Source organism: Micrococcus sp. CH7, from assembly GCF_001595485.1.
Taxonomy (GTDB): Bacteria; Actinomycetota; Actinomycetes; order Actinomycetales; family Micrococcaceae; genus Micrococcus; species Micrococcus luteus.
Window position 1 is genome coordinate 34931 of record NZ_LOSQ01000007.1, and the last position, 26521, is coordinate 61451.

General features: G+C 73.2%; 25 protein-coding genes and 2 tRNA genes. 4 read left to right on the forward strand and 23 right to left on the reverse strand.

Annotated elements, in window-relative coordinates; all coding sequences use genetic code 11:
* Window positions 1–2: 2 nt before the first annotated feature.
* Window positions 3–248, reverse strand: coding sequence for a glutaredoxin-like protein NrdH (gene nrdH, locus AUV08_RS03000; protein ID WP_036313172.1), 246 nt, complete (start codon window positions 246–248; stop codon window positions 3–5).
* A 411-nt stretch (window positions 249–659) separates the two neighbouring features.
* Here nrdH and AUV08_RS03005 point away from each other — a divergent pair, with 411 nt between their 5' ends.
* Entirely contained in the window at window positions 660–965 is a 306-nt protein-coding gene (locus tag AUV08_RS03005; protein WP_061867744.1) for a GNAT family N-acetyltransferase, read from the forward strand.
* A 9-nt stretch (window positions 966–974) separates the two neighbouring features.
* Here AUV08_RS03005 and AUV08_RS12140 read toward each other — a convergent pair whose 3' ends face one another.
* The 5 genes from AUV08_RS12140 to AUV08_RS03025 form a co-directional block, all read right to left on the reverse strand.
* Window positions 975–1535 carry a hypothetical protein gene (locus AUV08_RS12140; RefSeq protein WP_231862122.1) on the reverse strand — a complete coding sequence of 187 codons (561 nt, stop codon included), beginning with the start codon at window positions 1533–1535 and terminating at the stop codon, window positions 975–977.
* Between the two features lie 49 nt (window positions 1536–1584).
* Entirely contained in the window at window positions 1585–1968 is a 384-nt protein-coding gene (locus tag AUV08_RS12145; RefSeq protein WP_231862123.1) for a hypothetical protein, read from the reverse strand.
* Window positions 1969–2170: 202 nt separating this feature from the next.
* Window positions 2171–3241 (reverse strand): DUF305 domain-containing protein, encoded by a 1071-nt coding sequence (locus AUV08_RS03015; protein ID WP_036313160.1) that lies wholly within the window; start codon window positions 3239–3241, stop codon window positions 2171–2173.
* A gap of 122 nt (window positions 3242–3363) precedes the next feature.
* Complete coding sequence (locus AUV08_RS03020) at window positions 3364–4122, reverse strand: class F sortase (RefSeq protein WP_231862124.1); 759 nt, start codon at window positions 4120–4122, stop codon at window positions 3364–3366.
* Window positions 4123–4217: 95 nt separating this feature from the next.
* Window positions 4218–5129 carry a LysR family transcriptional regulator gene (locus AUV08_RS03025; RefSeq protein WP_061867745.1) on the reverse strand — a complete coding sequence of 304 codons (912 nt, stop codon included), beginning with the start codon at window positions 5127–5129 and terminating at the stop codon, window positions 4218–4220.
* A 144-nt stretch (window positions 5130–5273) separates the two neighbouring features.
* Here AUV08_RS03025 and gabT point away from each other — a divergent pair, with 144 nt between their 5' ends.
* On the forward strand, window positions 5274–6596 hold the full coding sequence (gene gabT / locus AUV08_RS03030; RefSeq protein WP_061867746.1) for a 4-aminobutyrate--2-oxoglutarate transaminase: 1323 nt from the start codon (window positions 5274–5276) through the stop codon (window positions 6594–6596).
* A 78-nt stretch (window positions 6597–6674) separates the two neighbouring features.
* On the opposite strand, the gene AUV08_RS03035 is transcribed toward gabT, so the two are convergent.
* From AUV08_RS03035 to AUV08_RS03050, 4 genes are all read right to left on the reverse strand, one after another.
* The gene (locus tag AUV08_RS03035; protein WP_017487866.1) at window positions 6675–6986 is read right to left on the reverse strand and encodes a hypothetical protein; all 312 of its coding nucleotides are present in this window, start codon (window positions 6984–6986) and stop codon (window positions 6675–6677) included.
* 202 nt (window positions 6987–7188) lie between these two features.
* A complete protein-coding gene (locus tag AUV08_RS03040; RefSeq protein ID WP_061867747.1) occupies window positions 7189–8574 on the reverse strand; it encodes an NAD-dependent succinate-semialdehyde dehydrogenase in 1386 nt (461 codons plus the stop codon).
* On the reverse strand, window positions 8571–10232 hold the full coding sequence (locus tag AUV08_RS03045; RefSeq protein ID WP_061867748.1) for an APC family permease: 1662 nt from the start codon (window positions 10230–10232) through the stop codon (window positions 8571–8573). Before AUV08_RS03045 ends, AUV08_RS03040 begins: the two co-directional genes overlap by 4 nt.
* 26 nt (window positions 10233–10258) lie before the next feature.
* The gene (locus AUV08_RS03050; RefSeq protein ID WP_061867749.1) at window positions 10259–11791 is read right to left on the reverse strand and encodes an NAD(P)/FAD-dependent oxidoreductase; all 1533 of its coding nucleotides are present in this window, start codon (window positions 11789–11791) and stop codon (window positions 10259–10261) included.
* A 162-nt stretch (window positions 11792–11953) separates the two neighbouring features.
* On the opposite strand from AUV08_RS03050, the gene AUV08_RS03055 reads away from it, so the two are divergent.
* Complete coding sequence (locus AUV08_RS03055) at window positions 11954–12646, forward strand: TetR/AcrR family transcriptional regulator (RefSeq protein WP_061867750.1); 693 nt, start codon at window positions 11954–11956, stop codon at window positions 12644–12646.
* Between the two features lie 96 nt (window positions 12647–12742).
* On the opposite strand, the gene AUV08_RS03060 is transcribed toward AUV08_RS03055, so the two are convergent.
* Both AUV08_RS03060 and AUV08_RS03065 read right to left on the reverse strand, forming a co-directional pair.
* Window positions 12743–13822 carry a hypothetical protein gene (locus tag AUV08_RS03060; protein ID WP_061867751.1) on the reverse strand — a complete coding sequence of 360 codons (1080 nt, stop codon included), beginning with the start codon at window positions 13820–13822 and terminating at the stop codon, window positions 12743–12745.
* A 243-nt stretch (window positions 13823–14065) separates the two neighbouring features.
* Window positions 14066–14141 (reverse strand) — tRNA-Ala (locus AUV08_RS03065).
* Window positions 14142–14310: 169 nt separating this feature from the next.
* Here AUV08_RS03065 and AUV08_RS03070 point away from each other — a divergent pair.
* On the forward strand, window positions 14311–15441 hold the full coding sequence (locus AUV08_RS03070) for an oxidoreductase (RefSeq protein ID WP_061867752.1): 1131 nt from the start codon (window positions 14311–14313) through the stop codon (window positions 15439–15441).
* A gap of 86 nt (window positions 15442–15527) precedes the next feature.
* On the opposite strand, the gene AUV08_RS03075 is transcribed toward AUV08_RS03070, so the two are convergent.
* From AUV08_RS03075 to AUV08_RS03125, 11 genes are all read right to left on the reverse strand, one after another.
* Window positions 15528–15603: transfer RNA gene (locus tag AUV08_RS03075), tRNA-Ala, on the reverse strand.
* Between the two features lie 121 nt (window positions 15604–15724).
* Window positions 15725–16390 carry a histidine phosphatase family protein gene (locus AUV08_RS03080; protein WP_061867753.1) on the reverse strand — a complete coding sequence of 222 codons (666 nt, stop codon included), beginning with the start codon at window positions 16388–16390 and terminating at the stop codon, window positions 15725–15727.
* A gap of 13 nt (window positions 16391–16403) precedes the next feature.
* Window positions 16404–16829 (reverse strand): ribosome silencing factor, encoded by a 426-nt coding sequence (gene rsfS / locus AUV08_RS03085; protein ID WP_002853902.1) that lies wholly within the window; start codon window positions 16827–16829, stop codon window positions 16404–16406.
* Window positions 16826–17473 carry a nicotinate-nucleotide adenylyltransferase gene (gene nadD / locus AUV08_RS03090; RefSeq protein WP_061867754.1) on the reverse strand — a complete coding sequence of 216 codons (648 nt, stop codon included), beginning with the start codon at window positions 17471–17473 and terminating at the stop codon, window positions 16826–16828. The genes rsfS and nadD overlap by 4 nt, the downstream gene beginning before the upstream one ends.
* A 74-nt stretch (window positions 17474–17547) precedes the next feature.
* Complete coding sequence (locus tag AUV08_RS03095) at window positions 17548–17772, reverse strand: hypothetical protein (protein ID WP_036316935.1); 225 nt, start codon at window positions 17770–17772, stop codon at window positions 17548–17550.
* A 79-nt stretch (window positions 17773–17851) separates the two neighbouring features.
* Window positions 17852–19201 carry a glutamate-5-semialdehyde dehydrogenase gene (locus tag AUV08_RS03100; protein ID WP_061873096.1) on the reverse strand — a complete coding sequence of 450 codons (1350 nt, stop codon included), beginning with the start codon at window positions 19199–19201 and terminating at the stop codon, window positions 17852–17854.
* Between the two features lie 73 nt (window positions 19202–19274).
* Window positions 19275–20480, reverse strand: a complete 1206-nt coding sequence (gene proB, locus AUV08_RS03105) for a glutamate 5-kinase (protein WP_061867756.1) — start codon at window positions 20478–20480, stop codon at window positions 19275–19277.
* A gap of 3 nt (window positions 20481–20483) precedes the next feature.
* Complete coding sequence (gene obgE / locus AUV08_RS03110; RefSeq protein WP_020622077.1) at window positions 20484–22031, reverse strand: GTPase ObgE; 1548 nt, start codon at window positions 22029–22031, stop codon at window positions 20484–20486.
* A gap of 169 nt (window positions 22032–22200) precedes the next feature.
* Window positions 22201–22458: a 50S ribosomal protein L27 gene (gene rpmA / locus AUV08_RS03115; protein ID WP_002853915.1), complete on the reverse strand. Its 258-nt coding sequence runs from the start codon at window positions 22456–22458 to the stop codon at window positions 22201–22203.
* 51 nt (window positions 22459–22509) lie between these two features.
* A complete protein-coding gene (gene rplU, locus AUV08_RS03120; RefSeq protein WP_002853919.1) occupies window positions 22510–22815 on the reverse strand; it encodes a 50S ribosomal protein L21 in 306 nt (101 codons plus the stop codon).
* A 232-nt stretch (window positions 22816–23047) separates the two neighbouring features.
* Complete coding sequence (locus AUV08_RS03125) at window positions 23048–26350, reverse strand: Rne/Rng family ribonuclease (protein WP_231862125.1); 3303 nt, start codon at window positions 26348–26350, stop codon at window positions 23048–23050.
* Between the last annotated feature and the right edge of the window lie 171 nt (window positions 26351–26521).

The window sequence follows — 26521 nt, forward strand, 5'->3', positions numbered from 1 at the left end:
GGTCAGGCCACCGATGCCGCGGCGGACTCGGCGAGCTCGGCGATCTTGTCCGGGCGGAAGCCGGACCAGGAGTCGGTCTCGGTGACGACGACGGGGGCCTGCATGAAGCCGAGGGCACGGACGCGCTCGAGGGCGGCGGGGTCCTGGGACATGTCCACGACCTCGTAGGCGATGCCCTTCTTGTCCAGTGCACGGTAGGTGGCGTTGCACTGCACGCAGGCCGGCTTGGTGTACACGGTGACGGTCATGGCGATCCCTGTTCCTTCGTGGTCTCTGGTGGTCTGCGGGTGTCGGCGCGGCGCCCGCGAGGTGAATCACGGGGCGTGCCGAACATCTGCGTCGATACTACATCTAGTGATCACAGCCGGGAACCATCCCTACATGTAGTAGTCACACCGCTGTAGTTACGTATCCCCACGCTCTGCCCATCCTGTCCACACCCTGCTGTGCGAGACGATCCGCGCGGACATGCGGGACACGCCGGGACCGAGGTCGACTGTCCACAGCCGGTGGAGATCTCGGGGCCGGGTTCCCACAGCCGGAAAGTCGGGTTCGCCACGTCCGCGAGCGGCGTGTCCGGCCCCCGCGGACCACTACATGTAGGAGCCCGCCGCCGGCCGGCGTCGGAATACCCCGTGACCACCGGGGGTTGCCCCGGCATGAGCACCTCCCCCACCGTCACCCGCAATGACGCCGAGTCCCGCTACGAGCTCCATGACGGCGGCACCCTGCTCGCCGTCCTCGACTTCCGGGACAACGGCGCGGCCGTCTCCCTGAACCGGGCGTTCACCATCCCCGTGCACCGCGGTCGGGGCCACGCCGCCGCGCTGACCGCGGGCGCCGTCGAGGACATCGCGACGAACGGCGGCCCCGCAGGGGGCCGCCGCATCGTGCCGATGTGCTGGTACGTCGCCCAGTGGTTCGACGAGCACCCGGAGAAGAGCGCGCTGCCCGCGCCCCACTGACCGGAGCGGTCAGGCCGCGACGCGGTGCCGGCGCACCACGGCCAGGACGCCCGCGGCCAGCACCGCGACGGCGACGGGCCACGCCGCCGGACCACGCCCGGTCTCGACCGCGTCCGGCACCGTGTGCTCGCCGTCGGCCGGATCCGCAGGGGTCTCGGGCTCCGCCGGCGAGGTGGGAGTGTCGGGATCGGCCGGCTGGCCCGGAGCCGGAGCGTCGTCGAACAGACCGGCCACGGGGAAGGTCACGAACCCCGGGATCCGCCCGTTCTCCCAGTCGTAGAGGTCCACGCGGGGATCGCCGAACCGCACGGTCACCGTCCGCGTCGTCGTCACGCCGTCCCTCGTGGCCCGCAGGGTGACGGTGTCGGATCCGGTGAAGCCCTCGGGCGCCTGGTACACGTAGCCGCGCGGACCGCCGGTCTCCTCCTCCGTCACCTCGACGACCCGACCCTCGGCCGGGCCCGCGACGAGCGTCAGCGGCGCCGCCTCATCGCCCGTGTACGAGGAGATGAACACGTATCGCTCCCCCGGCGCCGCGAGCAGGGTGGTGTCCCAGGCGGTGGGGAGCATGTGGAAGCCGAGCTCATGACGCTGGTCGGCGCGCAGCGGCTCGCCCGGGTCAGCGGTAGAGGGTGTAGACGACGGGACCGGTCCCCGACTCGCCCAGGCTCCGCCGGGCCGCGGCGACGTCGAAGTCACCGCGCTCCAACTCGTCGTCGTACGTGAACGGGACCTCGGTCTCGGCGCCGCGGGCCTCCCCCTCCAGCACCGGAGCCACCGTCAGGCGGACGTCGGACTCGTCCACCTCGAACTCGGTGCCGAAGGAGGCACCGGTCTCACCCTCCGCGCTGGCCACGAGGAAGGATCCGCCGGGCAGGTCGTGCTCGGCGGTCCATCCAGCGGGGTGGGCGGGTGAGGCGAGGGCGGGGGTCGCCCCCAGGCCGGTGAGAAGGACGCCGGCGCCCAGGGCGGCGGCAAGGCGGGTCGGTCGGGCGGTGCGCATCGTGCTCCTCCAGGGGTGCGGTGCTGCGACGGGCCGAAGGGTTCTCCGGCTCGGACGCCCGAGGTCGACCGGATGCCGCACTCGCCGCGTCGGCACGAATCTACGCCGCACGGACGTGAGGCGGGTCACCATCCGGTGACGAAGCGCTATCGACTCGGTCACGGCGACGCGCGATGCGGATCGGGCCGGCCGGCGCCGCGCGTCAGCGGGATGCGCTGGGCGAGGGGCTTGCCCCGGAGGAGGGGCGCGGGGTGGCCTGCGCCGTGTCGGCCGGGCTGGGCGACGGGCTCGCCGATGCGGCGTCCCGCCCCCGCTGGTCCTCGGCGTCCCGGCCGGACGCGCTGGCGGAGCCCGACGCGCTGGAGGAACTGGGCGAGCTCGACGACGGCAGCACCGGCTTCTGGGTGGCGCGGAAGCTGCGCACCCGCTGCAGCGGCTCCGGGACGAAGTCCGAGGGGACGGAGCCGCCGTCCGCGCCGGTGCCCTCGATCTTGATGGGGCCGGTGAACCCGGACGGTTCCGCCGTGCGCGCCCCGCTCGACCCGATCACGCCCATCTCCCCGAGCGTCGCGGCCAAACTCTCCAGCTCCTTGCGATGGCCCTCGACCACGCTGGAGGCCAGCTCCTTCGCCGCGTCGTCCGAGCCGTCCTCCGCCTCCGTGGCGGAGATCGTCAGCGCGCCCTGATAGAGGCGGCGCATCTGGAGCAGGTAGATCCGTCCTGCCTCCTCCGGCTCGGCGGCGGCCAGCACGTTCTTCTCCCGGTCGGACAGGAGTCCGGCGCGCAGCTCGTCGCCCACGATCTGGGTCGGCTCCGCGTCCTCCGTGGACTCGGGCTGCGCAGACGGGGTCGACTCGGCACCCGCACCGCGCACGTCATCCGAGGGGACGCCCCAGCCCTCGAGCATCGACTCGAGCCGGCCCGCCCGCTCCTCGTGCTCGGACTTCATCCGTTCGGCGGTGGCCCGGATCTCCTGGTCCACGCCGTCCTTGCCCAGCACCTGATCGGACTGCTGGATCGCGTCGCGGTGGTTGCGCAGCAGCAGACCCGCGAACTGGATGTCCGCCGCGAGCGGGTCGGCGGACGTCTGGCTGGGGCTGGCCAGCACGCCCTCCAGGTAGGTGTTCCCCGCCTCCGTGCCACCGGTCTGTCCGGGCTCCTCGGCGACGCTGCAGCCGCCGGTGGCCAGGGTGATGCTCAGGAGCGCCCCTCCGACGGCCACGCTCCAGCGGCGGGGGCGCACGCGGGCGGGGGCGATGTCGGCTCGGCTCATGGGCGCAGGTCCTCTCGGCGGTCGTCACCCGGTCACGGGGTCAATGGCGGTCCGACGCGGTCGGCCGCCCCGGCCTCCCCAGGGTACCCCTCCGGCCTCCCTGCCCCGGGGTCGCCGCGGCCTCAGGCGACGCGGGTGGCCTGCACCACCCAGTTGTTGAAGGCGTTCCCGGCCATCCCGGTGCCCGGCACGAGGTCGCACGTGATCAGCGTGACCTTCGCGTCGTCGCCCCCGGGCTCCCAGGCCCAGCGGTTCGCCGGATCCTGGGTGAGCGCCTCCTTCTCCACCGAGACCGCGTCCGCGTCCGCCTCGAAGGCGGCCTGCGTGCCGTCGTCGTATGTCACCACGACGACGGCACCCGCGCGCACGTCGCCCAGGTTCCAGAACACGTCCCGCACGCCGTAGTAGACGACGTGCCCGGCCAGGACCCCCGCGTACCGGGAGCGCTCCCCCGGCGTGGTGCCCCACTGCGGCGGGCCGTACCAGCCGACCGTCTGCGGCTCCGGGTCCAGGTCGCCGCCCTCGTCCAACTGCGTCAGGTCGATCCCCGCTCCGACGATCTGCTCGCCGTCCTGGTGGACGTCCACGTGCACGGGCGTCGCCGTGATCTCGTCCCACGGGGCGGCGGGGCCGGAGAGGTGGGCGGCCGCGGCGGGGGCTGGCTCCTCGGTGGGGGTCGGCTCCTCGGACGGCGTGGGTGCGCCGGCGGGTTCCTGGGTCTCGATGGGAACCGCCGCCTCCCGCGTGGTTGCCGCAGAGGACGGGCTCACGGACGCCGTGGCGCTGAGGGTGGGGGCAGCGCTGATCGGCACGGCGCCGACCGCCAGCACCCCGCGCAGCGCGAGGAACACGAGGCTCAGGCACAGCAGCAACAGGACCACCCACAGGGCGCGTCGGACGGTGGTGTTTATCCGGGTTCTCCCCTCGTGTGCATCGACCCGGCCCGCCCGGGGCCGCGTCCGACGACGGCATGGTCTCACGCGCTCCGGCCTCGGCCCGGCGCGTCGTCTCCGGGCTCGGCATAGCGGTCCCGGACGAAGGCCTGCAGCCGACGGGCGATCGCCTCCAGCGTCTCGGCGGCGAAGTGATCCCCCCGCCACGCCGCGTGCAGTCGCACCGTGAGCGTCCGCCCCTGCGCGATGACCCGCACCGGCGTCAACCCGAAGGCCGGGTCCTCGGTGACGACGGCGACGCCCGCCCCCGCCGCGACCAGGGCCTGGGCCACCCGCCCGGAGTTCGCCTCGGTGAGGGCCGGCGGCGTGAGGCCCGCCACGGCCACGGCGCCGTCGAGGACGCGTCGCGCCATGAAGGTGCGGGCGGGTGCGACGACGGGCTGGGCCACGAGGTCGTCGAGGGACACCCGCGTCCGGCCCGCCCAGGGGTGGCCCGGGGCGACGTACGCCCAGACCGGCAGGTCCATCAGCGGCAGCGACGCGACGGAGGGCGGCGGCACCGTCGGCATCACCACGAGGTCGTGCCGCGCGACGGCGTCGAGCAGCGAGTCGTCCAGCTGGGTCTCCGCGACGCGCGGGCGCGGGTCCTCCTCGCCGAAGGTGGCCACGAACGGCAGCACGACATCGATGAGGGTGGTGCCCGGCGCGGCCACGGCCACGTCCGTGAGCCGACCGGAGGCGAGCGCGCGGGCCGCCTGCTCCGCCCGTCGATGGGCGACGAGGACCTCGCGCGCCACCGGGAGGAACGCCTCGCCGGCCGTCGTCAGCTCGAACCGGCCGGCGACCCGGGCGAACAGGGGCAGGCGCAGCTCACGCTGAAGCCGCTGCAGCTGCCGACTGAGCGCGGACTGCACGAGATCCAGGCGGATCGCGGCCCCCGAGACCGTGCCGACCTCGGCCACCGTGACGAAGGCCCTGAGCAGTTTCTCCTCCATGCCGGATGAGCATAGCCACCATGCCAGATCATCACTGGACGGCATGGACTCGACGCCCCACCATGGGAGGACGCGGCCCGACGCGTCGTCGTCGTGCCCACCCGTCGTCCCCGCTCCCGTGAGCCGTCCCCAGGAGGCATCCCCATGACCGCCACCCCCGACCTCGAGCAGACCCGCCATCTGGCCACCGAGCTGCCCGGCCCTCGCTCCCGTGAGCTCGCCGAGCGCCAGAAGCGCGCCGTCCCGGCCGGCGTGGCCACCACCATGCCGGTGTACGCGGCCCGCGCCGCGGGCGGCATCCTCGAGGACGTGGACGGCAACCGCCTGATCGACCTGGCCTCCGGCATCGCCGTCACCTCCGTGGGCGCCTCCCACCCGCGCGTCGTGGCCGCCGTCCAGGAGCAGGTCGCGCAGTTCACCCACACCTCGTTCATGATCACGCCCTACGAGGGCTACGTGGCCGTGGCCGAGCAGCTGGACCGCACCAGCCCGATCCCCGGCGAGACCCGCACCGCCCTGTTCAATTCCGGCGCCGAGGCCGTGGAGAACGCCGTCAAGGTGGCCCGCGCCTACACCGGCAAGCAGGCCGTGGCCGCGTTCGACCACGCCTATCACGGCCGCACCACCCTGACGATGGCGCTGACCGCCAAGTCCATGCCCTACAAGCACAGCTTCGGACCGTTCGCCCCCGAGATCTACCGCGTGCCCGGCTCCTACCCGCTGCGGGACGGCCTGTCCGGCGCCGAGGCCGCGCAGCGCGCCATCTCCGCGCTGAAGAAGCAGATCGGTGCCGACAACCTGGCCGCCGTGATCATGGAGCCGATCCAGGGCGAGGGCGGCTTCATCGTCCCGGCCGAGGGCTTCCTGCCGGCCGTGGTCGAGTGGTGCAAGGCCAACGACGTCCTGTTCATCGCGGACGAGGTCCAGTCCGGCATCGCCCGCACCGGCGCCTGGTTCGCCTCCGAGACCGAGGGCATCGAGCCGGACCTGATGGCGACCGCCAAGGGCATCGCCGGCGGCATGCCGCTCTCCGGCGTCACCGGCCGCGCCGAGGTGATGGACTCCGTGCACCCGGGCGGTCTCGGGGGCACCTACGGCGGCAACCCCGTCGCCACGGCGGCGGCGCTCGCCGTGTTCGAGGCCGTCGAGGAGGACGGTCTCCTGGAGAAGGCCCGCCGGATCGAGCAGGTCATCCGCGACCACTTCGAGCAGAACCCCGACGACCGCATCGCCGAGGTCCGCGGCCGCGGCGCGATGATGGCGATCGAGTTCGTGGACCCCGCCACCGGCGAGCCGGACGCGACGCTGACCGCCACCGTGGCCGCGGCCGTGCGCGCCACCGGCGTCATCCTGCTCACGTGCGGCACCTACGGCAACGTCGTCCGCTTCCTGCCCCCGCTGACCATCGGTGAGGACCTCCTCAAGGAGGGCCTGAGCGAGGTCACGAAGGCGCTGCAGTCCGCCTGAGCCCCCGCCACCGGCGGACCGACGACGGCCCCGCATCCCTGCCCGGGATGCGGGGCCGTCCGCCTGTCGGCGGAGGACTCAGATGTCGTCCTCATACGCGGGGCCGCCTTCGTTCTCCAGGGCCTCGAGGCGCCGGGACTTCTCGGCGGTGAAGATCCGGCGGACCCCCGTGCCGCCGAACTCGTCCTCCGGGACCAGCCCGACGCCGTACTTCCGCAGGGCCTTCTCCAGACGCAGACGCTCGTCCACCCGCAGGTCGGCCAGCCCCTTCTCGAAGCGGCGCAGCTGCTCCTTCTCGAGGCCGGCCGCGGTGGCCAGGGTGCGGACACTGACCTGGGCGAGAGCGCGGCCGGCACGCGCCACGTCGAAGGTCATGGGGGTGGGGTACATCAGACATTCTCGATTCTGCTGGGATTCAGGGGGGGAACCGGTCCATGATGGCCACGGGGCGGTTGAATGGACAAGGGCGCGCCAGCCTAGAGCCCGCTGTGCGACATGCGCGTCGCTGACCCCTCGCTCCCGCCACGCCGGCGGGACGCGGACGGGCCCGCCTCCGGTCACCGGAGGCGGGCCCGTCGTCGTCGTGGGGGTGTCAGTCCTGGACGAAGTACATCTGCTTGTTGACGAACTCGTCCATGCCGAGCGGGCCGAGCTCGCGGCCGAAGCCGGAGCGCTTGATGCCGCCGAACGGGATCTCCGCCCCTTCTCCCGCCGGCGTGTTGACGTTGGCCATGCCGACCTCGAGCTGCCGGGCGATCCGCTCGGCCTGAGCCTCGTCCTGGGAGAACACGGCGCCGCCCAGGCCGTACTGGGAGTCGTTGGCGAGGGCGAGCGCCTCGTCCGCGGACTCCACCTTGTAGACGACGGCGACGGGGCCGAAGAGCTCCTCGCGGTAGGCGTCCATCTCGGAGGTGACGCCCGTGATCACGGCCGGGGCGAAGCGGGCGCCCGCCTCGTCCGTGACGGTCCCGCCGACGTGGACGGTCGCGCCCTGCTGACGGGCCCGCTCCACCTGCTCGGCCAGGCCCTCGGCGGCACCGCGCGAGGACAGCGGGGTGAAGACCGTCGGGTCCTCGTCGGCGGCCTCCCCGGGCTTCATGGCCTCGGCCAGGGACACCAGCTCGGCCACGAAGGCGTCATGGATGTCCGCCGAGACGATCATGCGCTTGTTGGAGTTGCAGGCCTGGCCCATGTTGTACATGCGGGTCGCCCACGCGGTGCGGGCGGCCTCGGCCGGATCCTCGGCGTCAAGCACGATGTACGGATCCGACCCGCCGAGCTCGAGGACGGCCTTCTTGAGGTGCTGGCCCGCGAGCGCGCCGATCACGGAGCCGGCCCGCTCGGAGCCGGTCAGGGAGACGCCGGCCACGCGCGGGTCGGCGATGAACTCGGCGATCTGGTCGTGCGTGGCGAACACGTTGGTGTACACGCCGGCCGGCACGCCGGCGTCGTCCATGATCTGCTGCACGGCCAGGGCCGAGCGCGGGCAGATCTCGGCGTGCTTGAGCACGATCGCGTTGCCGAGCATGAGGTTCGGCGCGGCGAAACGGGCGATCTGGTAGTACGGGAAGTTCCACGGCATGACGCCCAGCAGCACACCCAGGGGCAGGTGGCGGATCATGGCGCGGCCGCCCTCGAAGGTCTCGATGGGACGGTCCGCGGCGAAGGTGGGGCCCTTGTCCGCGAAGTATCCGAAGATGGCCGAGCTGAACTCCGCCTCCTCGACGCCCTCGGTCACGCGCTTGCCCATCTCGGTGGCGATGATCTGCGCGAGCTCGTCCTTGCGCTCCTCGAAGAGGTCCGCGACCTTGTGCACGATGGTGGCGCGCTCCTCGATGGGGCGGGCGGCCCACGCGCGCTGGGCGGTCTCGGCGGCGGCCAGCACCTGGTCGACCTCACCGTCGGCGAGGGCGGGGAAGGTCTCCACGACCTTGTCGGTGCTGGGGTCCTGCACGCGATAGCCGGTGGGGGTGCTCATGAGTGGGTCCTCTCGTTGGGGTCCCGGACCACGGCAGTGCCGTCGTCGTCCGGACGGATGATCGGGATGGGTCGGGTCGAGTCCGTCTGCGGCAGGGTCTCGCCACGGAAGTAGGCCGGGTGGCGCAGCCGCGTCCACATCATCAGTACCACGCCGATGGCCAGCACGCCCATGCCCAGGATGAACACGGTGCCGACACCGAACACGGAGGAGCCGGAGCCGTAGTCGGGGTCGGTGGAGTCCATCGCGGTCACGCAGAACATCACCAGCAGCACGAGGCCGCCGATCAGCGGGAACAGGAAGGTGGTGAGGGCGTTGCCCACCGAGGTGAACCACTCGCGGCGGAAGTACCAGACGCAGGCCAGGGCGGTGATGCCGTAGTAGAAGCAGATCATCAGGCCCAGAGCGGTGATGGTGTCCCACAGGGCGTTCTCGGAGAGCAGCCGCGTGACGACGTAGAAGAGGCCGGCGAAGCCCGCGCACACCCAGGTCGCGAAGGCCGGGCTGTTGAACCGGGGGCTCAGCTCGGCGAAGCGCGCGGGCACGGCCCGGTAGAAGCCCATCGCCAGCAGGGTGCGGGCCGGGGAGACCATGGTGGACTGCAGGGAGGCCAGGGAGCTGACGAGGATCGCGCTGGACATGATCACGGCGAAGGGGCCCAGGATCGGGCCGGCGAGGACCGCGAAGATCGACTCCTGGTTGTCCGGGTTGCCCGCGCCCAGGCCCTCGGAGCCGATGCCCGCCCAGGAGATCACGGCCAGGGCGGACAGGATGTAGACGGCGATGATGACGAACACGGTGACGGCGGCGGCCCGGCCGGGGGTGCGCTCGGGGTCCTTGGTCTCCTCGTTCATCGTGAGGGTCACGTCCCAGCCCCAGAACAGGAAGATGGACAGGGAGACGCCGGCCGCGACCACACTGAAGTCGCCCGCGGTGAACGGGTTGAACCAGTCCAGCTGCACCGGGGTGGGGTCGAAGCCCGCGCCACGGGAGGACTGCGTCAGGGCGGCGACCGCGAACGCACCGAGGGCCAGGATCTGGAAGGCCACCAGGATGTACTGCAGGTGCTTGGTGGTCTCCATGCCCCGGTGCGAGATCCATCCGGCCAGGGCCAGGTACACCAGGGTCAGGGGGATGTTGACCCACAGGTTGCCGGCCAGGTCCGCGATGGCCTGGCTCCCGGTGATCTGGGCGAGCAGCAGGAACGTGAAGTCGACGGCGACGGCCGCCAGGTTGGACAGCACGATCACGGAGGCGGCGATGAGCCCCCAGCCGCCCATCCACCCGACATACGGCCCGAAGGCGTGCGTGGCCCAGGTGAAGGACGTGCCGGAGTCCGGCACCCGCGTGTTCAGCGCCCGGTAACCGAGGGCCACCAGGAGCATCGGGATGAAGCCGAGCAGCAGGATCGCGGGCACGTGGGTGCCGACGGTGCTGATGGTCGGCCCGAGGCCCGAGGTCAACGTGTAGGCGGGGGCGACGACGGAGACGCCGATCACCACCGCCCCGAGCAGGCCGACCTTGCCGGCCTGGAGCCCCTTGTTGCTCACCCCGCCCGGGTTGAGCAGGTTGACCTGCTCGATGGCGGAGGTGGTCGGGTACACGTGCTCGTGTCCCTCGCTGTCGACGACGCGGCGTCGTGGGGTGGATGCGCTCATGAGGATGTCCTTGTCCGTCGGGCCGGTCAGCCGGTGGGCTGCCCCGCGTCGGTGGCTTCCCGCTCGGCGATGGCCAGGGCGGCGGCCTCGCCCATGCGGATCGCGCCGTCCACGTGCTGGTAGCCCTCGGCGGCGATGTCCGAGCACGCGTAGTGGATGGGGCCGGTCGGGCGGTTCTGGAGGTGGCCCCAGCGGGAGAGCCCGCCGAGGTCGTAGCTGGTGGCGTAGGCGCCTCGGGTCCACTCCTCGGCGGCCATGTCCGAGAGGAAGAACGCGATCGGCTTGAGGGTCCGGGGGCCGAGGTACTCGGCCATGGCGCCGAGGATCGCGGCCTTGCGCTCCTCCTCCGGCAGGGCCCACATCTGCTCCGCGTACACGTCGGACACGAAGCCGACGAGGGTGCCGTGCGGGTCCTCCTCGCCCGGGGCGCCACCGGCCAGGTTCTCGCCGCGGTTGGTGTTGTCATAGATCTCCTGGACGAGACGGCCGCCACCGAAGCACGTGCCGGACAGGCCCTCCTCGCGCCAGAATGGGGTCTCGTACACGGCGTGCACCTTGATGACCAGGCCCATGGAGATGTGCTGGTGCGCGATCTGCTGCTCGCGCGGCAGCGGCGGCTCGAAGGAGATGCGGCTGTAGAGGTTCGGCGGGACGGCCAGGACCGCGTATCGGGCGTGCACCTCGTAGTCGTCAGTGAGCGCCACGACGTCGCCGGCGGCGCCGTCGTGCGCCACGCCGTTGCGCACGTCCGCGGCCACACCGTTCTTCTCGTCCGCGGTGGACGGGTCCGGCTCGGCCCAGCGCAGGGTGCGCACCGGCTGGCCGAGGACGACGTCGTCGCCCAGCTCGGCGGCCATGGCCAGGGACACGGACTGCATGCCGCCCTCGACGCGCTTGTCCAGGATGAAGTCCTCGTCCACCAGGTTGCGGAACGACCCCGCCGAGGCGGCCATGAGCAGCGCCTGGAGCATGGAGAAGGTGTGGGAGGGCTTGGTCAGCATGCCGGAGGCGATGTAGATGGAGACGTTGTCGATGGCCTCCGGGTCGTCCGACTCCTGTTCCAGCCAGTGGCGGAAGGAGATCGTGTCCAGCTCGGCGGCCCGCGGGTGCTCCCACGGGGCGGCGGCGTCGATCTCTGCGGTCAGTTCGTCGATCTTGGCGATCAGGCGATCCATCTCCCGGTCCGTCTTCTCGGCCACCGGGAAGTCGAGGCCGTCGTAGACGTGGCGTTCTCCGCGCGGGTCCACATAGACGTTGCGACCGTCGCGGAAGCGGGAGAACGTCGGCAGGCCGAGCTCCTCCACCAGGGAGATGAGGCGGGTCTGGTCCGGGGAGATCCACTGGCCGCCGATCTCGATGAAGTGGTCCTTGCCGTCGGCGCCCTCGACCAGGCCGTTCCAGGTGCGGCCGCCGACGCGCCGGCGAGCCTCCAGGACGGTGACGGACAGGCCCTGGGCCTTCGCGGTGCGGGCGGCCATGAGGCCGGCCGGGCCGGCGCCGATCACGACGACGTCGCTCGTCCGGCGCTCGCGGCCGGCGGTGGCGGGGGCGGTGGTCATGGGGTGCTCCTCTGGCGGGGACGGGGGCATCGGGCGGGGCCCGGGTGAATGCCGTTCATTTAGAGTGTCGGCGCTCACTGTACGGGCCGCGCGCCGGGAAGGGAAGGCCGGTCCGTGGCCGGCCTGACACCTCCTGCCCGTCCGACGGGTCAGAATGGCCGGATGGACGAGACCCCTGAACCGCCCCGGACGCGCCGCCGCCGCGGACGACCTCTCTCCCCCGCTCTGAGCCGCGAGGCGATCGCGGATGCGGCGCTCGCGGTCGCCCGCACCGAGGGATACGAAGGGCTCACCATGGCGGCGGTCGGCCGTCGCCTGGGCGTGGCGCCGAGCGCGCTCTACAACCACATCCGGGGCAAGCACGAGCTGCTCGTCCTGCTGCAGGACGCCGTGATGGGCGAGGTCTCGCTCGTCGAGCTGGAGGCCGCGATCCGGGGCGAGGCGCCCGTCGTCGCCGCCCTGCGGGCGTGGGCACGCTCCTACCGGGACGTCTTCGCGGCCCATCCGCCGCTGATCCCGCTCATCGCCACCCTGCCGATCGAGGGAGCCCCGTCGACGCAGCGGGTCTACGAGACGGTGTGCGCGGTGCTGGCCCGGACCGGCCTGGCGCCGGAGCAGGTGCTGGCCCGGGTGATCGCGCTCGAGTCCTTCATCTACGGTTCCGCGTACGACGTCGACGCTCCGGCCGACATCTTCGAGGTGGCGGGGGCGCAGGAGCGCCTGCCCGCGCTCGGCGCGGCCGCCGAGGCCTTCCGGGCGGGCGGGGGCACGCGCGCGACGGGGGCGCGGAACCCCTACGCGGACGCACCCTTCGAGGAGGGACTGGACCTGCTGCTGGCGGGCCTCGGCGACTGACCCGCGGACTGCCGGCCGCGTGTCAGGCCGACACGGACGCGCCGCCCCTCTGTGCGAGAGGGGCGGCGCGTCGACGGATCTGTGCGCGGCGGGCTGTCAGTCGGTCAGGCCCAGACGACGGCGGGCCGCGACCAGCACCCCCGCGGCGGCGGCGCCGAGGCCGGCCAGCCACCAGCCGGTGGACTGCCCCGTCTCGACGGTGTCCGGGGTCGTGTGCTGCTCGTCGGCGTCGTCCTCGACCGGAGCGGGCTGCTTCTCCGCGCCCTCCGGAGCCGGGGCGGCCTCGTCGCCCCGGAACGCGGCGAGCGCCTCGGCGGTGTCCGGGTCGGTCAGGTCGAGCGGTGTCCCGTTGAGGACGCCGTCCTCGGCATCGAGGAAGCCGTCGTACGCGGCGGGGATCTCCTCGCCGACGTGCACGGTGACGGTCTGGACATGGGCGACGTGATCGCTGTGGAAGTCGACGGTGAAGGTGTCCGTGCCGACGAAGCCCTTCTCGGGGATGTACCAGGCACGGAGCTCGGAGTGCTCCGAGTCACGGAACGCGAAGACCTCACCGTGGGCCGGCTCGGCCACGACCGCCGCGTAGGTGTTCTCCATCGTCGGCGCGGCGACCAGGTGGACGATCTCGGCGCCCGCCACCCCGGGTGCCAACTGCATGGCCGAGTCCCAGGCCAGGGGCCGGTCCCCGAGGTGGGCCATCTGCGGGCCGTCGACGGAGTGCACGGCCGCCCCCTGATCGTCGGCGAGGTCGGTGTCCGCCTGGAGCGTGATGCCCATGTTCAGCATCTGCCCGTCGGCCACGACGTCGTACCGCACCAGGCCTGCACCGGCCGCGCCGAGCGCGCGGCGGGTCTCGAGGACGTCCACCGCACCGCCGTCGATGACGTCAAGGGCGGTGAACTCGACCTCCTGGCCGCCCTCCAGGCGGGTGCCGTCCTCGGCCACCGGGGTGAGCGTGAGCGTGAGGTCCTCCGGGTCGTAGCCGTCGTAGGTCTGGAAGAAGGCGGTGGTGACGTTCTCGTGGTCGACGGCCTGGAAGTAGCCGGCCTGGGGGCCGTGGGCGTTGTCCCAGGCGGCGGCGGGGCCGGCGAGGGCGACGGCGGTGCTGAGGCCGGCGGCGGCGACGGCGGCGGGCAGGTGACGGAGGGAGGGACGACGGGTACGGATGACGGACATGGCAGCTCCTCACCGAGTCGGCCGGTCGGAACCGGCTGCCCCCGCCTCTGCAGCACCGGTGTTCCGGGCTCCACGGGTGGGGATGCTTCGAGTCTGTCCGCCCAGAGCCTGCCGTGAAAGGGCTGTGCGACGCCGATGCCTGATCCACGCTGGACCACAACCCGGCCGTGACCGGCGGGTCTCGACGGCGAGCCCGCCGTCACGACAACGAAGGCCCGGTCCGTATGGACCGGGCCTTCTGCCTGGTGGAGGTAAGGGGATTCGAACCCCTGACCTTCTGCATGCCATGCAGACGCGCTACCAACTGCGCCATACCCCCAGGTGGGTGATGCCCCCGTTTCCGGCGGACCGGCCGGAGCACCTGAATAGAATACCCGGCCTGCGGCAACCGTGCAAACCTGCCGGGCGGCGTCGGTGGACCGCCGCGGCCCCACGGCCTAGCGTGCAGGAGACGCCCCCATGCCCGCCGCCAGCCCAGGAGGTCCTGCATGTCCCCCACCGACGCACCGATCCGCACCGCGCTGATCGGCTACGGGTTCGCCGGGAAGACGTTCCACGTCCCCCTGCTCCACGCCACGGAGGGACTCGCTCTCACCCATGTCGCTTCCAGCCGCCCGGACGCGGTGCGCGCGGACCTGCCGGACGCCGTCGTGGTGCCCGACATGGACGCGCTCCTGGCGCGCCAGGACGTGGAGCTCGTGGTGATCGCCGCCCCGAACGACCAGCACACGCCGCTCGCGCGCGCCGCCCTCAGGGCGGGCAGGCACGTGGTGGTGGACAAGCCCTTCACGCTGAGTCTCGCCGAGGCGCGAGAGCTGCGCGACCTCGTGGCCGAGACGGGACGGGTGCTGCGGGTGTTCCAGAACCGCCGCTTCGACAGCGACTTCCTGGGCATCGCCGAGCTCGTCCGCTCCGGCCGGCTCGGGAACGTCGTCCACCTCGAGTCCCGGATCGACCGCTTCCGTCCGACCGTCCGGGACCGCTGGCGGGAAGCCGCGGTGCCCGGGGGCGGCATCTGGTTCGACCTCGGCCCGCACCTGGTCGACCAGGCCCTCCTGCTCTTCGGCGTCCCCGAACGCGTGGACGCCGACCTCGCGGCCCTGCGTCCGGGTGCCCCGGTCGAAGACTGGGCGCACTGCGTGCTGCAGTACCCGGGCCGGCGCGTGGTCCTGCAGGCATCGATGCTCGTGGCCGGCGGCAGCCCGCGCTTCGCGGTCCACGGCACGCGCGGCTCCGCGGTGAAGGAACTGCCGGATCAGCAGGAGGCTCAGCTGCGCGCGGGCCTGCTCCCCGGCGCCGAGGGCTGGGGCGTCGACCCCGACCCGATCCTCCTGCACGACGGGGAGGGGAACACCGAGCGCGTCCCCGCACCCACCGGAGCCCAGCAGCGGTCCTACGCGGGCGTGCGCGACGCGATCCTGGGCCGCCCGAGCAGCGACGCCGCCACCCCCGACCAGGCCGTCGCCGTGATGGCGGTGCTCGAGGCCGCCGTCGTCTCGGCGCGGGAGGGCCGTGCGGTGGAACCCGCACTCACGGCGGTGGAGCGCGCCGCGTACCCCGGCGTGTCCCCCGCACCGACCGCGGCGGAGCGACATCACCGCAGTGCCGCAGCGCGGTGATGTCGCAGGGCGGCGGTCGCCGCCCGGGCCCGCACAGGAACCCGACGACGACGAAGGCCCGGTCCGTATGGACCGGGCCTTCTGACTGGTGGAGGTAAGGGGATTCGAACCCCTGACCTTCTGCATGCCATGCAGACGCGCTACCAACTGCGCCATACCCCCAGATGTGGGCGCCACCCGCGATCTTCACGCGCCGTTTCCGGCCCGTTCGCCTCGCTGGCAACTCGACCAGCGTACACGGTCCCTGCGCGGGCGCCAAATCGGCGTCCGGGCCGGGGTGCCCTCAAATGCCGTAGCCCTCGAGGGTCCAGTCGCCCCAGCCCTCGGCCCCGGTGTCCGGAGTGAACGCGCCCTGCAGCACGGCGGCACGGGCGTTGCCGATCCGCTCCATCGCCGCGAAGGCCTCGCCCTCGTGACGGAGGAGCAGCCCCGTGGCCGCGCGGATCAGCGCACCGTGGGCCACGGCGAGCAGGGTCTGGGCGCCCCCGTCGCGCGGGGTGTCCGCCCAGTGCGGGGGCACGTGGCCGCGCAGCGCGCGCAGGGCCCGCCCGCCGCCCCCGCGCAGGGTCTCCCCGCCGACGGGGCCGGCGTCGAGCGACGGCTCGGCCCGCCAGAGGCGGTGCTCGTCCGGCCAGCGTTCCGCGATCGCGCTGAGCTCCAGGCCCTCCCACTCTCCCCCGGCCAGCTCCATCAGCTCCGGGTCGACGGCCACGGACGCCTCGCCCACCCGGGCCTCGAGGACGATCTCGGCCGTGCGCCGTGCCCGGGACAACGGGGAGCACACGGCCACGAGCTCCTCCGCGTCCTCGATCAGGTCACCCACGGGCCCGCCGGCGGCGCGGCGGGCCTGGCGCTCCCCCTCGGCGTTCAGCTCGATGTCCGTGTGCCCCTGATACCGGTCCAGGGCGTTCCAGTCGGTCTCACCGTGACGCAGCAGGATCAGGCGCATCTCCCGGCCCCGCTCAGGAGGCGTGCGAGGCGGAGGCGCCGTCGTCCTGGGCGGCCGCGTCCGGTCGGGTGCTCTCCTCCGGCAGGCCGAGGTCGATCGCCGGGGTGTCCTTCCACAGGCGGTCCAGCGCGTAGAACTCGCGGTCCTCGCGATGCTGGACGTGCACCACGAAGTGCCCGTAGTCGAGCAGCACCCAGTGGCCGTCGGACCGGCCCTCGCGACGCAGCGGCTTGAGCTGCTCGTCCTTCAGCAGCGCCTCCTCGACGCCGTCGACGATCGCGTTGACCTGACGCTCCGAGGCGCCGGAGGCGATCAGGAAGGCGTCGGTCAGGCCGAGCCGCTCGGCGACGTCGAACGCGACGATGTGCGTGCCGAGCTTGTCCGCGGCGGCGGCCGCGGCGGTGGTGAGGGCGTCCAGGGTGGTCTGGGGAACGGTCACGAGGTCTCCTCTTCCGAGACGTAGAGGTGGTGCTTGGCGATGTATTGGACGACGCCGTCCGGGACGAGATACCAGACGGGTCGGCCCCGGCGGACGCGCTCCCGGCAGTCCGTGGAGGAGATCGCCATGGCGGGGATCTCCATCAAGGACACGTCATCGCCCAGGCCCATGTCCGAGAGGTCGTGGCCGGGACGGGTGACACCGACGAAGTGCGCCAGGCCCCAGAGCTCGTCCACGTCCTTCCACGTGAGGATCTGGCCCATCGCGTCCGCGCCGGTGATGAAGAACAGCTCGGCGTCCGGGTGCAGGCGGCGCAGGTCCCGCAGCGTGTCCACGGTGTAGGTCACGCCGGGGCGGTCGATGTCCACGCGGGAGACGGTGAACCGGGGGTTGGAGGCGGTGGCCACCACGGTCATGAGGTAGCGGTCCTCGGCCGGGGAGACCTGCCGGTCCGACTTCTGCCACGGCTGGCCCGTGGGGACGAAGACGACCTCGTCCAGCTCGAACTCGGCGGCCACCTCGGAGGCGGCCACGAGGTGCCCGTGGTGGATCGGGTCGAAGGTGCCGCCCATGATGCCGAGGCGACGACGGCGCGCGCCCCCGGCGGTGGGCGCGGGCACGGGGGTGCGGGAGGCGACGGTCATGCGCTCAGGAGACGAACGGACGGCCCGCCGCGTCGCCCCCGGCGGAGGCGACGACGCGGCGGGCCGATGAGACGTCAGTGACCGGAGGTGTGCGAGCCGCGGCCGGTGCCGTGGTGCTGGACCGCGGTGGTGGGCTCGGGCAGGCGCAGCGCGCGGGAGCGCATGGACATGGTGGCGGCCAGGGCGGCCATCAGCAGCGCGAAGACGAGCAGGCCGTACCAGATGGGGTCCATCGGCAGCTCGTTGACGACGTGGTGGCCCTCCTCGGCGGCGGCCAGGATCAGGGAGGTGTTCAGCATGGATGCTCCTCGGTGCAGCGGGTCAGACGGCCGGGCCGGGGCCGGGCCGAAGGGGTCCTGGTGTCCATCGTAGCCCGGCTCAGCGGCGGATCTGCCCGTCGCCGCGCAGGATCCACTTGGTGGTCGTGAGCTCCTCCAGGCCCATGGGCCCGCGGGCGTGCATCTTCTGGGTGGAGATGCCCACTTCGGCGCCGAGGCCGAGCTCGCCGCCGTCGGTGAAGCGCGTGGACGCGTTCACGATGACGGCCGCGGCGTCCACCTCGGTGATGAACCGCTCGGCCGCGGCCAGGTCGTTCGTGACGATGGCCTCGGTGTGGCCCGTGGACCACCGGCCGATGTGCTCGATCGCCTGGTCGAGGGAGTCCACGACGCGCACGGCCATCTCCATGTCCAGGTACTCGGTGCCCCAGTCCTCCTCCGTGGCGTCCACGGCGTCCCGGGCGTGGTCGCCGCGGTCGGCGAGCGTGGGCAGCCAGGCCCGCGCGGCCTCGTCCACGTGCAGCAGCACGCCGGCACGGGTGAGGGCGCGCAGCACTTCGCGGCCCGCCTCCTCCGCGTCCCGGTGGAGCAGCAGGGTCTCGGCCGCATTGCACACGGAGGTGCGGTGGGTCTTCGAGTTCAGCGCGATGTCCACCGCCATCTGCTTGGGTGCGGAGGCCTCCACATACAGATGCACGTTGCCCTCACCCGTCTCGATCACGGGCACCCGGGCCTCACGGACCACGCGCTGGATCAGCTCACGGCCGCCGCGCGGGACGAGGACGTCCACGGCGCCACGGGCGGCCATCAGCGCGGCGACGCCGGGACGTCCGAGATCGTCGATGCCCTGGATGATGTTGGGGTCGAAGCCCTGGTCCACGAGCGCCTCGCGGAGCACCTGGATCAGGACCGCGTTGGTGGACTCCGCGGCCGAGCCGCCGCGCAGGATCACGCCGTTGCCCGACTTCAGGGCGATGCCGGCGATGTCCACCGTGACGTTCGGACGGGCCTCGTACACGGCGCCCACGACGCCCAGGGGCACCCGCACCTGGCTCATCCGCACACCGTTGGGCAGCGGACCGCCGCGGACCACGGTGCCCACGGGGTCCGGCAGGCCGGCCAGGGTCTCCAGGGCGAGGGCCAGCGCCTCGACGCGCGCCTCGTCCAGCTTGAGGCGGTCCAGCATGGCCGCCGAGGTGCCGGCCTCGCGGCCGCGGCTGCGGTCCTCGCGGTTGGCCGTGATGATCGCGGCCGCGTTGGCGCGCAGGGCCTCGGCCATGTGGCGCAGGACGGCGTCCTTGCGGACGCGGCCGGCGGTGGCCAGCTCGGGCACGGCCTGACGCGCCCACTCGGCCCGTTGGCGGACGGCCTCCTCGACCTCGGGCGTCGGCGCCTCGGCGTCCTGGCGGCCGGACTGATCCTGGGGTGCGGTGCTCTCGGTGGTCTGCATGCCCCCAGCCTATCGAGCGCCCCGGACGAGGCACGAGGCCCCGGTCCGTCGCCGCGGCCGGAGCCCGTGCCGGTCAGCGCTGCGGCGGAGCCAGGCGCACCCAGTCGTCGGCGTGCACGACGACGCCGTCGTAGCCCGCGCCCAGGTCCTCGCGGAGGTCGGCGGTCGTCCGCCCGAGCATGGCGGGCAGCTGCGACGAGGAGTACTGCACGAGGCCGCGCGCCCGCACCCGGCCGTGCGCGTCCACGATCTCGACGACGTCGCCCGGCGTGAAGTCGCCCGTGCAGCCGGTGATGCCCGCGGCCAGCAGGGAGCGGCCGCGGTCGATCGCCCCGGCCACCGCGCCGTCGTCGATGACGAGCCGGCCCCGGACCTCCGCCGTGAGGCCGAGCCACGCCGCGCGCGCGGACCGGCGGCGGCCGGTGGCGGAGAACCACGTGCCCACGTCCTCCCCCGCGAACGCGGCGCCCGCGTTCGCGGCCGAGGTGAGCAGGGTCGGGATGCCGGTGGTGGCCGCGATGCCGGCCGCGTCCACCTTGGTCACCATGCCGCCCGTGCCCACGCCCGCGGAACCGGGCACACGCACGTCGACGCCGGCCAGATCGTCGTCCGAGGTGACCTCCGGGATGCGCCGCGCGTCCGGGTTCGAGGGGTGGCCCGTGTAGAGGGCGTCCACGTCCGAGAGCAGGACCAGCAGGTCCGCCTTGCAGAGGTTGGCGGTGAGGGCCGCGAGGCGGTCGTTGTCGCCGAAGCGGATCTCGCGCGTGGCCACGGCGTCGTTCTCGTTCACGATCGGCATCACGTCGAGCGTGAGCAGCCGCGACAGGGCCCGGTGCGCGTTCGTGTACTGGGTGCGCCGCATGAGCTCCTCGGCGGTCAGCAGCACCTGGGCCACCTCGGTGTCGTGCCGGCCGAAGCTCGTGGTGTAGTGCGCCATGAGCTTGCTCTGGCCGACCGCCGCCGAGGCCTGCTGGGTGGCGGTGTCCTTGGGGCGTCGGCCCAGCCCGAGGTGGGGGAAGCCGGCCGCGACGGCACCGGAGGACACGAGCACCACCTGGGTGCCCTTCTGCCGCTCGGCGGCGAGGACGTCCACGAACCGGTCGATGGCCGCCACGTCCAGGCCGTCCGGGGTGGTCAACGAGGACGAGCCGATCTTCACGACCACTCGGCGTGCGGCCTGCATCGTCTCCCGCGAGGTCACGGGGTTGGCCTGCGGGTCCTCAGAGCCGCGCGTGGCGGGGGTCGGATAGCGGGTGACGACGGTGCGCCGCACGGACATGGATCATCCCTCTCGATCGTCGGTGTCGGTCCACAGGCCGGAGCGTCGCTCGGCCTCCATCTCGGCCCGGGTCGCCGCACGGGCGGCCCGGCGGGCATCCTGCTCGGCGCGCTTCTCCGCGCGGGTCGCGCGGGTGCGCTCGTCGAGCCGCAGGTCGGTGCCACGGGGCCCGGCGAGCAGCTCGGCTCCCGCGGACAGCGTGGGCTCCCAGTCGAAGACGACGCCCGTGACGTCGTCGCCGATCACGACGGCGTCGCCCGGCCTCGCACCGGCCTTGAACAGGCCGTCCTCGACGCCGGCCCGCTGGAGCCGGTCCGCAAGGTAGCCGATCGCCTCGTCGTTCTGGAAGTCCGTCTGGGCGACCCACCGCTCGGGCTTCTCGCCGCGCACGCGGAACAGCGGCTCGAGGTTGCGTTCCTCGCGGCGGATCGTGAATTCGGCCCGCTCGCCACGGCGGCGATGCCGGCGCGGCACCTCGACGGGCGCGGCCGGCGCGGGCTCGACCACCCGGGAACGGGCCTCCGCCACGAGCTCGGCCATGGCGTACTTGAGGGCGTCCAGGCCCTCGCGGGCCAGCGCGGAGATGTCGAAGACCCGCAGGCCACGGCCCTCGAGCTCGTCGCGGACCATGTCCGCCATCGCGGCGCCGTCGGGCAGGTCGGTCTTGTTCAGGGCGATGAGGCGGGGCCGCTCGTTCAGCGGTACGACGCCCTCCCCGCCCTGGGAGAAGACGGGCTCCACCGCGTAGGCCTCGAGCTCGGCCTCGATGGCCTCGAAGTCGGCGATCGGGTCGCGGTCGGACTCGAGGCTGCCGCAGTCGAGGACGTGCACGAGCGCGGCGCAGCGCTCGACGTGGCGCAGGAACTCCAGGCCGAGGCCGCGGCCCTCCGAGGCACCGGGGATCAGGCCCGGGACGTCGGCCACGGTGAAGCGCACGTCGCCGGCCTGCACGACCCCGAGGTTGGGCACGAGCGTGGTGAACGGGTAGTCCGCGATCTTGGGACGGGCCGCAGACAGGGCAGCGATGAGGGAGGACTTGCCGGCCGAGGGGAAGCCCACGAGCGCGACGTCCGCCACGGTCTTGATCTCGAGCGTCAGGTCCCGGCTCTCCCCCGGCAGGCCGAGCAGCGCGAAGCCGGGCGCCTTGCGCTTCACGGAGGCCAGAGCCGCGTTGCCGAGGCCGCCCTGACCGCCGGCGGCGGCGACGTAGGTCGCGCCCTCCCCCACGAGATCGGCCACGATGTTGCCCTGCTCATCCTTGACCACCGTGCCGTCCGGCACGGGCAGCACGAGCGACTGGCCGTTCTTGCCCTCGCGGTGGTCGCCCATGCCCGGCTGGCCGTTCTCAGCGGACCGGTGCGGGGCGTGGTGGTAGTCCAGCAGCGTGGTGGTCTGCGAGTCCACCACGAGGGTGATGTCGCCGCCGTCGCCCCCGTCGCCGCCGTCGGGGCCACCCAGGGGCTTGAACTTCTCGCGATGCACGGAGACGCACCCGTGCCCGCCGTTGCCGGCGGTGAGGTGGAGGACCACGCGGTCCACGAAGGCTGCCATGGGAGTGCTCCTAGGGGCTGGAGGGATCGGACTCAGACGGCCCAGGGGCCGGAGACGCCGACGGCGGGGGCGGGTCCGGTGGATGCCGGGCCCGCCCCCGCCGGGGCGTCAGGGGGTGCGGGTGTCCTCGCCGGGCGAGGGTCCGCACGCAGACCGCACGAGTGTCAGATCACTCCGCGGCGGGGACGATGTCCACGACCTTGCGGCCGCGGCGCTGGCCAAAGGCCACGGAGCCCGCGGACAGCGCGAAGAGGGTGTCGTCCTTGCCCCGGCCGACGTTGCGGCCCGGGTGGAACTTGGTGCCACGCTGGCGGACGATGATCTCGCCGGCGTTGACGTCCTCGCCGCCGTAGCGCTTGACGCCGAGGTACTGCGGGTTCGAATCGCGGCCGTTCTTCGAGGAACTGCCGGCCTTCTTATGTGCCATTGCTGTTGCCTAACCTCTCGGATGCTCGGTTTCGCCGGTGCCGGTGACGGCTCAGGCGATCCCGGTGATCTTGACCGTGGACAGCTCAGAGCGGTGGCCCTGGCGCTTCTTGTAGCCGGTCTTGTTCTTGTACTTCATGATGACGACCTTCTTGCCACGGGAGTGGGAGACGACCTCGGCGGTCACCTTCACACCGGCGGCATCGGCGCCAGCCTTGACCTCGTCCCCGTCCACCAGCATCAGAGCGGGCAGCTCGACGGAGCCACCGGTCTCAGCGGGAACGCGGTCAAGGGTAACGAGGTCTCCGACGGAAACCTTCTCCTGGCGGCCGCCAGCGCGGACAATCGCGTACACCACTTGGGACTCACTTCTCTCGACGTTTCAATGGATCAGATCGGGTTCTGCTCGCCCGCACCTCGACCGCGGCTGCGTCCGGGTCCGGCGGTCCCTCACCGGGACATGCGGGAGCGTGCGGGCGGTGAACACCGATGGTCCAGCATACTCGCTGCCGGGCATCCGGACCAAACAGAGGCGTGTCGGCGCGTCGCCGCCGCCCGGGGCAGGCCCGGGGCGGCGGCACCGACGACGGTCAGCGGCCGCGACGGGCCAAGTCGGCGGCCTTCACGCCGACGCCGAGCATCACCGGGGCGGCACCCTGCGGCTCGGCGGGGGTGGACGCCTCGGCCACGGCCGCCGTGAAGCGGCCGCCCTGGGCGCCGCCGGGCGCGGCCTGGACCTGGACGTGGACGCCGTCGGACGACACGGCACGACGCGAGCGCCGGCGCGGCGATCCGGGCGCCGGGGCCGCCTGGGCCTCGGTCGGGGCGTCCGCGGCGGACGCCTGCTCCGCGTCCGCCGTGGGCTCCGCCGTCGGCTCGGTCGCCGCAGGCTCCACCATCACGGCCTCCTCGACGGCGGCCGGGGCGGCGGGCTGCGCGTGGACCTCGGTGGCGTCCGTGGACTCCTCGGGCGAGGGCTCGGTGGCCTCCACCGGAGCCGCGTCCGTGCGGTCGGCCGCCCGCGCAGTGGACGCGTCCGTACCGGCGCCCGGACGGACGACACCGTCGCTCGAGGCCCGGCGGGACCGGCGGCGCCGGGGCGCCGGGGCATCCTCGGCGGGCACGGGCGCCGGGGCGTCCTCCGCGGGCACCGGCTCCGATGCGTCCTCCGCGGGCGCGGCCGCCGAGGACTCGGCGTCCGCGGCGTCGTGCCGCGACGGCGTCGCGCGCTCCGCACCGTGGTCCTCGGCGTCGGCGTCGGCCTCGGTCGAGGCCGCCTCGCCGCCTCGGCGAGACCGCCCGCGGCCACCCCGGCGACGCCGGGACCGGCGGGGACGGTCGCCCTGCTCAGCCGCGTCTTCCGGGGACTCGGCCTCCTCGGCCTGCGCGACCGGGTCCTGGTGCTCGGGGACCTCGGCGGCGGCCGGCTCGGCGACCTCCTCCTCGGTCTGACGGGTCTGACCGGCGGACTCGGCGGGGCCGTCGTCGTGCGACCGCGCGGCATCCTCGGAGCCGGCATCCTCGGCGCCGGTGTCCCCCGACTCCTCAGCGCGGCCCCGGCTGCGCCGGCGGCCCCGACGGCGCCGGCGACGCGGCGTCTCCTCCTCGTCCGCCCCGGCCGGCTGCCCGGCCTCCGCGGGCCCGGCCGACGCGGCCTCGACGGCCTCGGCCGCCTGGTCCTCGGCGACGTCCGCCGCCTGCTCGGCGGGGGCGGACTCCTGCGCGGGGGTCTCGTCCTCGGCCACCTTGCCGGAGGCCTTCGCGATCGAGTGCAGGGCGACCCGGGCGGCCTCGGCCCGCTCACGGCGCTGCCGCTCGTCCTCGGAGTCGGCGTGCTCGGCGCCCGTCGTCGTGGCCGCGGCGGCGTGGGCGTGCTCGCCCTCCCCGTTGCCCCGGCGCCGGCGACGACGGCGGCCCTCCGCCTCGCCGCGCTGCTCACCGCCGGAGCGGCCCCGCTCGACGGGCGTGTCCTGGATGAGGATGCCGCGGCCGGCGCAGTGCTCGCAGGTCTCCGAGAACACCTCCACGAGCCCGGTGCCCATGCGCTTGCGGGTCATCTGGACCAGGCCGAGCGAGGTCACCTCGGCGACCTGGTGCTTCGTGCGGTCCCGGCCCAGGCACTCCACGAGACGGCGCAGCACGAGGTCGCGGTTGGCCTCGAGCACCATGTCGATGAAGTCGATGACGATGATGCCGCCGATGTCCCGCAGGCGCAGCTGCCGGACGATCTCCTCGGCGGCCTCGAGGTTGTTCTTGGTGACGGTCTCCTCGAGGTTGCCGCCGGAGCCCGTGAACTTGCCGGTGTTCACGTCCACCACGGTCATGGCCTCGGTGCGGTCGATCACGAGCGAGCCGCCGGAGGGCAGGTACACCTTGCGCTCGAGCGCCTTGTGGAGCTGCTCGTCCACACGGTGGGTGGCGTACAGGTCCTCGCCGTCGTGGTCCTCCGGCACCCAGTGGTGCAGCCGGTCCAGCAGGTGCGGGGCCACGTAGGTCACGTAGGCCTCGATGTTGTCCCACGTGGCCTCACCCTGCACGAGCATGGCGGAGAAGTCCTCGTTGAAGACGTCGCGGACCGTCTTGATGGTCAGGTCCGGCTCGGCGTAGAGCAGCTCGGGGGCCAGCACCTTGGTGCCGGACGCCTTCTCCTGGATGCCCTCCCACTGGGCGCGCAGACGGTTGATGTCGTTCTGCAGCTCCTGCTCGGAGGTGCCCTCGGCCGCGGTGCGCACGATCACGCCGGCGTCCTGCGGCAGGTGGTCCTTGAGGATCTTCTTCAGACGCGAGCGCTCCACGTCCGGCAGCTTGCGGGAGATGCCGGTCATCGAGCCTCCGGGCACGTACACGAGGTAGCGGCCGGGCAGGGAGACCTGGCTGGTCAGGCGGGCGCCCTTGTGGCCCACCGGGTCCTTGGTGACCTGGACGAGCACGGTGTCGCCGGACTTGAGCGCGTTCTCGATCTTCCTCGGCTTGCCGTCCAGCCGGGCGGCGTCCCAGTTGACCTCGCCCGCGTAGAGCACGGCGTTGCGTCCGCGGCCGATGTCCACGAACGCGGCCTCCATGGACGGCAGCACGTTCTGGACCTTGCCCAGGTACACGTTGCCGATCATCGAGTCCTGCGTGGTGTGCGAGACGAAGTGCTCGGCCAGCACGCCGTCCTCGAGCACGGCGATCTGGATGCGCTGGTCGCGCTGGCGCACCAGCATCTTGCGGTCCACGGCCTCGCGGCGGGCCAGGAACTCGGCCTCGGTGATCACGGTGCGGCGACGCCCGCCCGAGCGGGAGTCGCGGCGGCGCTGGCGCTTCGCCTCGAGCCGGGTGGATCCCTTGACGCTCTGGACGGTGTCCGAGGCGGTGCCGACGGCCTGGCGCGGCGCGCGCACGCGGGTGACGGTGTGCTCGGGATCGCCGGCCTCGCCGCCGTCGAGCTCCATGTCCACCTCACCGCGGCGGCGTCGGCGGCGCCGCCGGGAGACCACGGCGCCCTCGGCCCGGTCCTCGGACTCTCCGGCGTCCTCCCGGTCCTCGGCGTCCGCCGACGCGTCTGCGGCGCCCTCCTCCGCGTGGCCATCCTCGCGCGAGGGGCGGCGACGACGGCGCGAACGCCCGGAGGTCTCCGGGTCGTCCTCGTCCTCGGAGCGCTGCCGGGACGTGGTCTCGGTGCGCAGGACCTCGATCAGGTTCGCCGGCACGGCGAACGGGTCGGTCGGGTCGACCTGCAGCGTCGGCGCGCTCGGCTCCTCGGGCGCGTCCGCGGCGTCGTCGGACGCGGGGGTCCGCTCCGGCTGAACCGCCCCGGCGGCGGTGTCCGCCGCGGTCTGCGTCACGGCCTGCTCGGCCGTCTCCTCCACGCGTTCGTCTGCGCGGGTCGTGTCCTCGTTGTTGGCCGCCATGGCAGCACCTCCCGCCGACCGACGACGCCACACTCGCCGCCGCCCGGCGTGTCCGCGTCCGCCGCCGGCCGCGTTGCCCCGGGCGCCGTGCGCCGCGGGTGCGCCGGGAGGCGGACTCCGAGAAGTCATCGGGTGGACCGCGTCGACCGTCAGGGCCCGGCGCGGAACCGC

Excerpts from the sequence above, each read along its gene's own strand:
- proB (WP_061867756.1), bottom strand. The coding sequence starts at position 20,480 with ATGTCCGTGCGGCGCACCGTCGTCACCCGCTATCCGACCCCCGCCACG.
- AUV08_RS03125 (WP_231862125.1), bottom strand. The coding sequence starts at position 26,350 with ATGGCGGCCAACAACGAGGACACGACCCGCGCAGACGAACGCGTGGAG.
- AUV08_RS03015 (WP_036313160.1), bottom strand. The coding sequence starts at position 3,241 with ATGAGCCGAGCCGACATCGCCCCCGCCCGCGTGCGCCCCCGCCGCTGG.
- rpmA (WP_002853915.1), bottom strand. The coding sequence starts at position 22,458 with ATGGCACATAAGAAGGCCGGCAGTTCCTCGAAGAACGGCCGCGATTCG.
- AUV08_RS03045 (WP_061867748.1), bottom strand. The coding sequence starts at position 10,232 with ATGAGCGCATCCACCCCACGACGCCGCGTCGTCGACAGCGAGGGACAC.
- AUV08_RS03035 (WP_017487866.1), bottom strand. The coding sequence starts at position 6,986 with ATGTACCCCACCCCCATGACCTTCGACGTGGCGCGTGCCGGCCGCGCT.
- gabT (WP_061867746.1), top strand. The coding sequence starts at position 5,274 with ATGACCGCCACCCCCGACCTCGAGCAGACCCGCCATCTGGCCACCGAG.
- AUV08_RS03100 (WP_061873096.1), bottom strand. The coding sequence starts at position 19,201 with ATGCAGACCACCGAGAGCACCGCACCCCAGGATCAGTCCGGCCGCCAG.
- AUV08_RS03005 (WP_061867744.1), top strand. The coding sequence starts at position 660 with ATGAGCACCTCCCCCACCGTCACCCGCAATGACGCCGAGTCCCGCTAC.
- AUV08_RS03080 (WP_061867753.1), bottom strand. The coding sequence starts at position 16,390 with ATGCGCCTGATCCTGCTGCGTCACGGTGAGACCGACTGGAACGCCCTG.
- AUV08_RS03095 (WP_036316935.1), bottom strand. The coding sequence starts at position 17,772 with ATGCTGAACACCTCCCTGATCCTGGCCGCCGCCGAGGAGGGCCACCAC.
- AUV08_RS03050 (WP_061867749.1), bottom strand. The coding sequence starts at position 11,791 with ATGACCACCGCCCCCGCCACCGCCGGCCGCGAGCGCCGGACGAGCGAC.
- AUV08_RS03055 (WP_061867750.1), top strand. The coding sequence starts at position 11,954 with ATGGACGAGACCCCTGAACCGCCCCGGACGCGCCGCCGCCGCGGACGA.
- nrdH (WP_036313172.1), bottom strand. The coding sequence starts at position 248 with ATGACCGTCACCGTGTACACCAAGCCGGCCTGCGTGCAGTGCAACGCC.
- AUV08_RS03070 (WP_061867752.1), top strand. The coding sequence starts at position 14,311 with ATGTCCCCCACCGACGCACCGATCCGCACCGCGCTGATCGGCTACGGG.
- AUV08_RS12140 (WP_231862122.1), bottom strand. The coding sequence starts at position 1,535 with ATGCTCCCCACCGCCTGGGACACCACCCTGCTCGCGGCGCCGGGGGAG.
- nadD (WP_061867754.1), bottom strand. The coding sequence starts at position 17,473 with ATGACCGTCGCCTCCCGCACCCCCGTGCCCGCGCCCACCGCCGGGGGC.
- AUV08_RS12145 (WP_231862123.1), bottom strand. The coding sequence starts at position 1,968 with ATGCGCACCGCCCGACCGACCCGCCTTGCCGCCGCCCTGGGCGCCGGC.
- AUV08_RS03040 (WP_061867747.1), bottom strand. The coding sequence starts at position 8,574 with ATGAGCACCCCCACCGGCTATCGCGTGCAGGACCCCAGCACCGACAAG.
- AUV08_RS03025 (WP_061867745.1), bottom strand. The coding sequence starts at position 5,129 with ATGGAGGAGAAACTGCTCAGGGCCTTCGTCACGGTGGCCGAGGTCGGC.
- AUV08_RS03060 (WP_061867751.1), bottom strand. The coding sequence starts at position 13,822 with ATGTCCGTCATCCGTACCCGTCGTCCCTCCCTCCGTCACCTGCCCGCC.
- obgE (WP_020622077.1), bottom strand. The coding sequence starts at position 22,031 with ATGGCAGCCTTCGTGGACCGCGTGGTCCTCCACCTCACCGCCGGCAAC.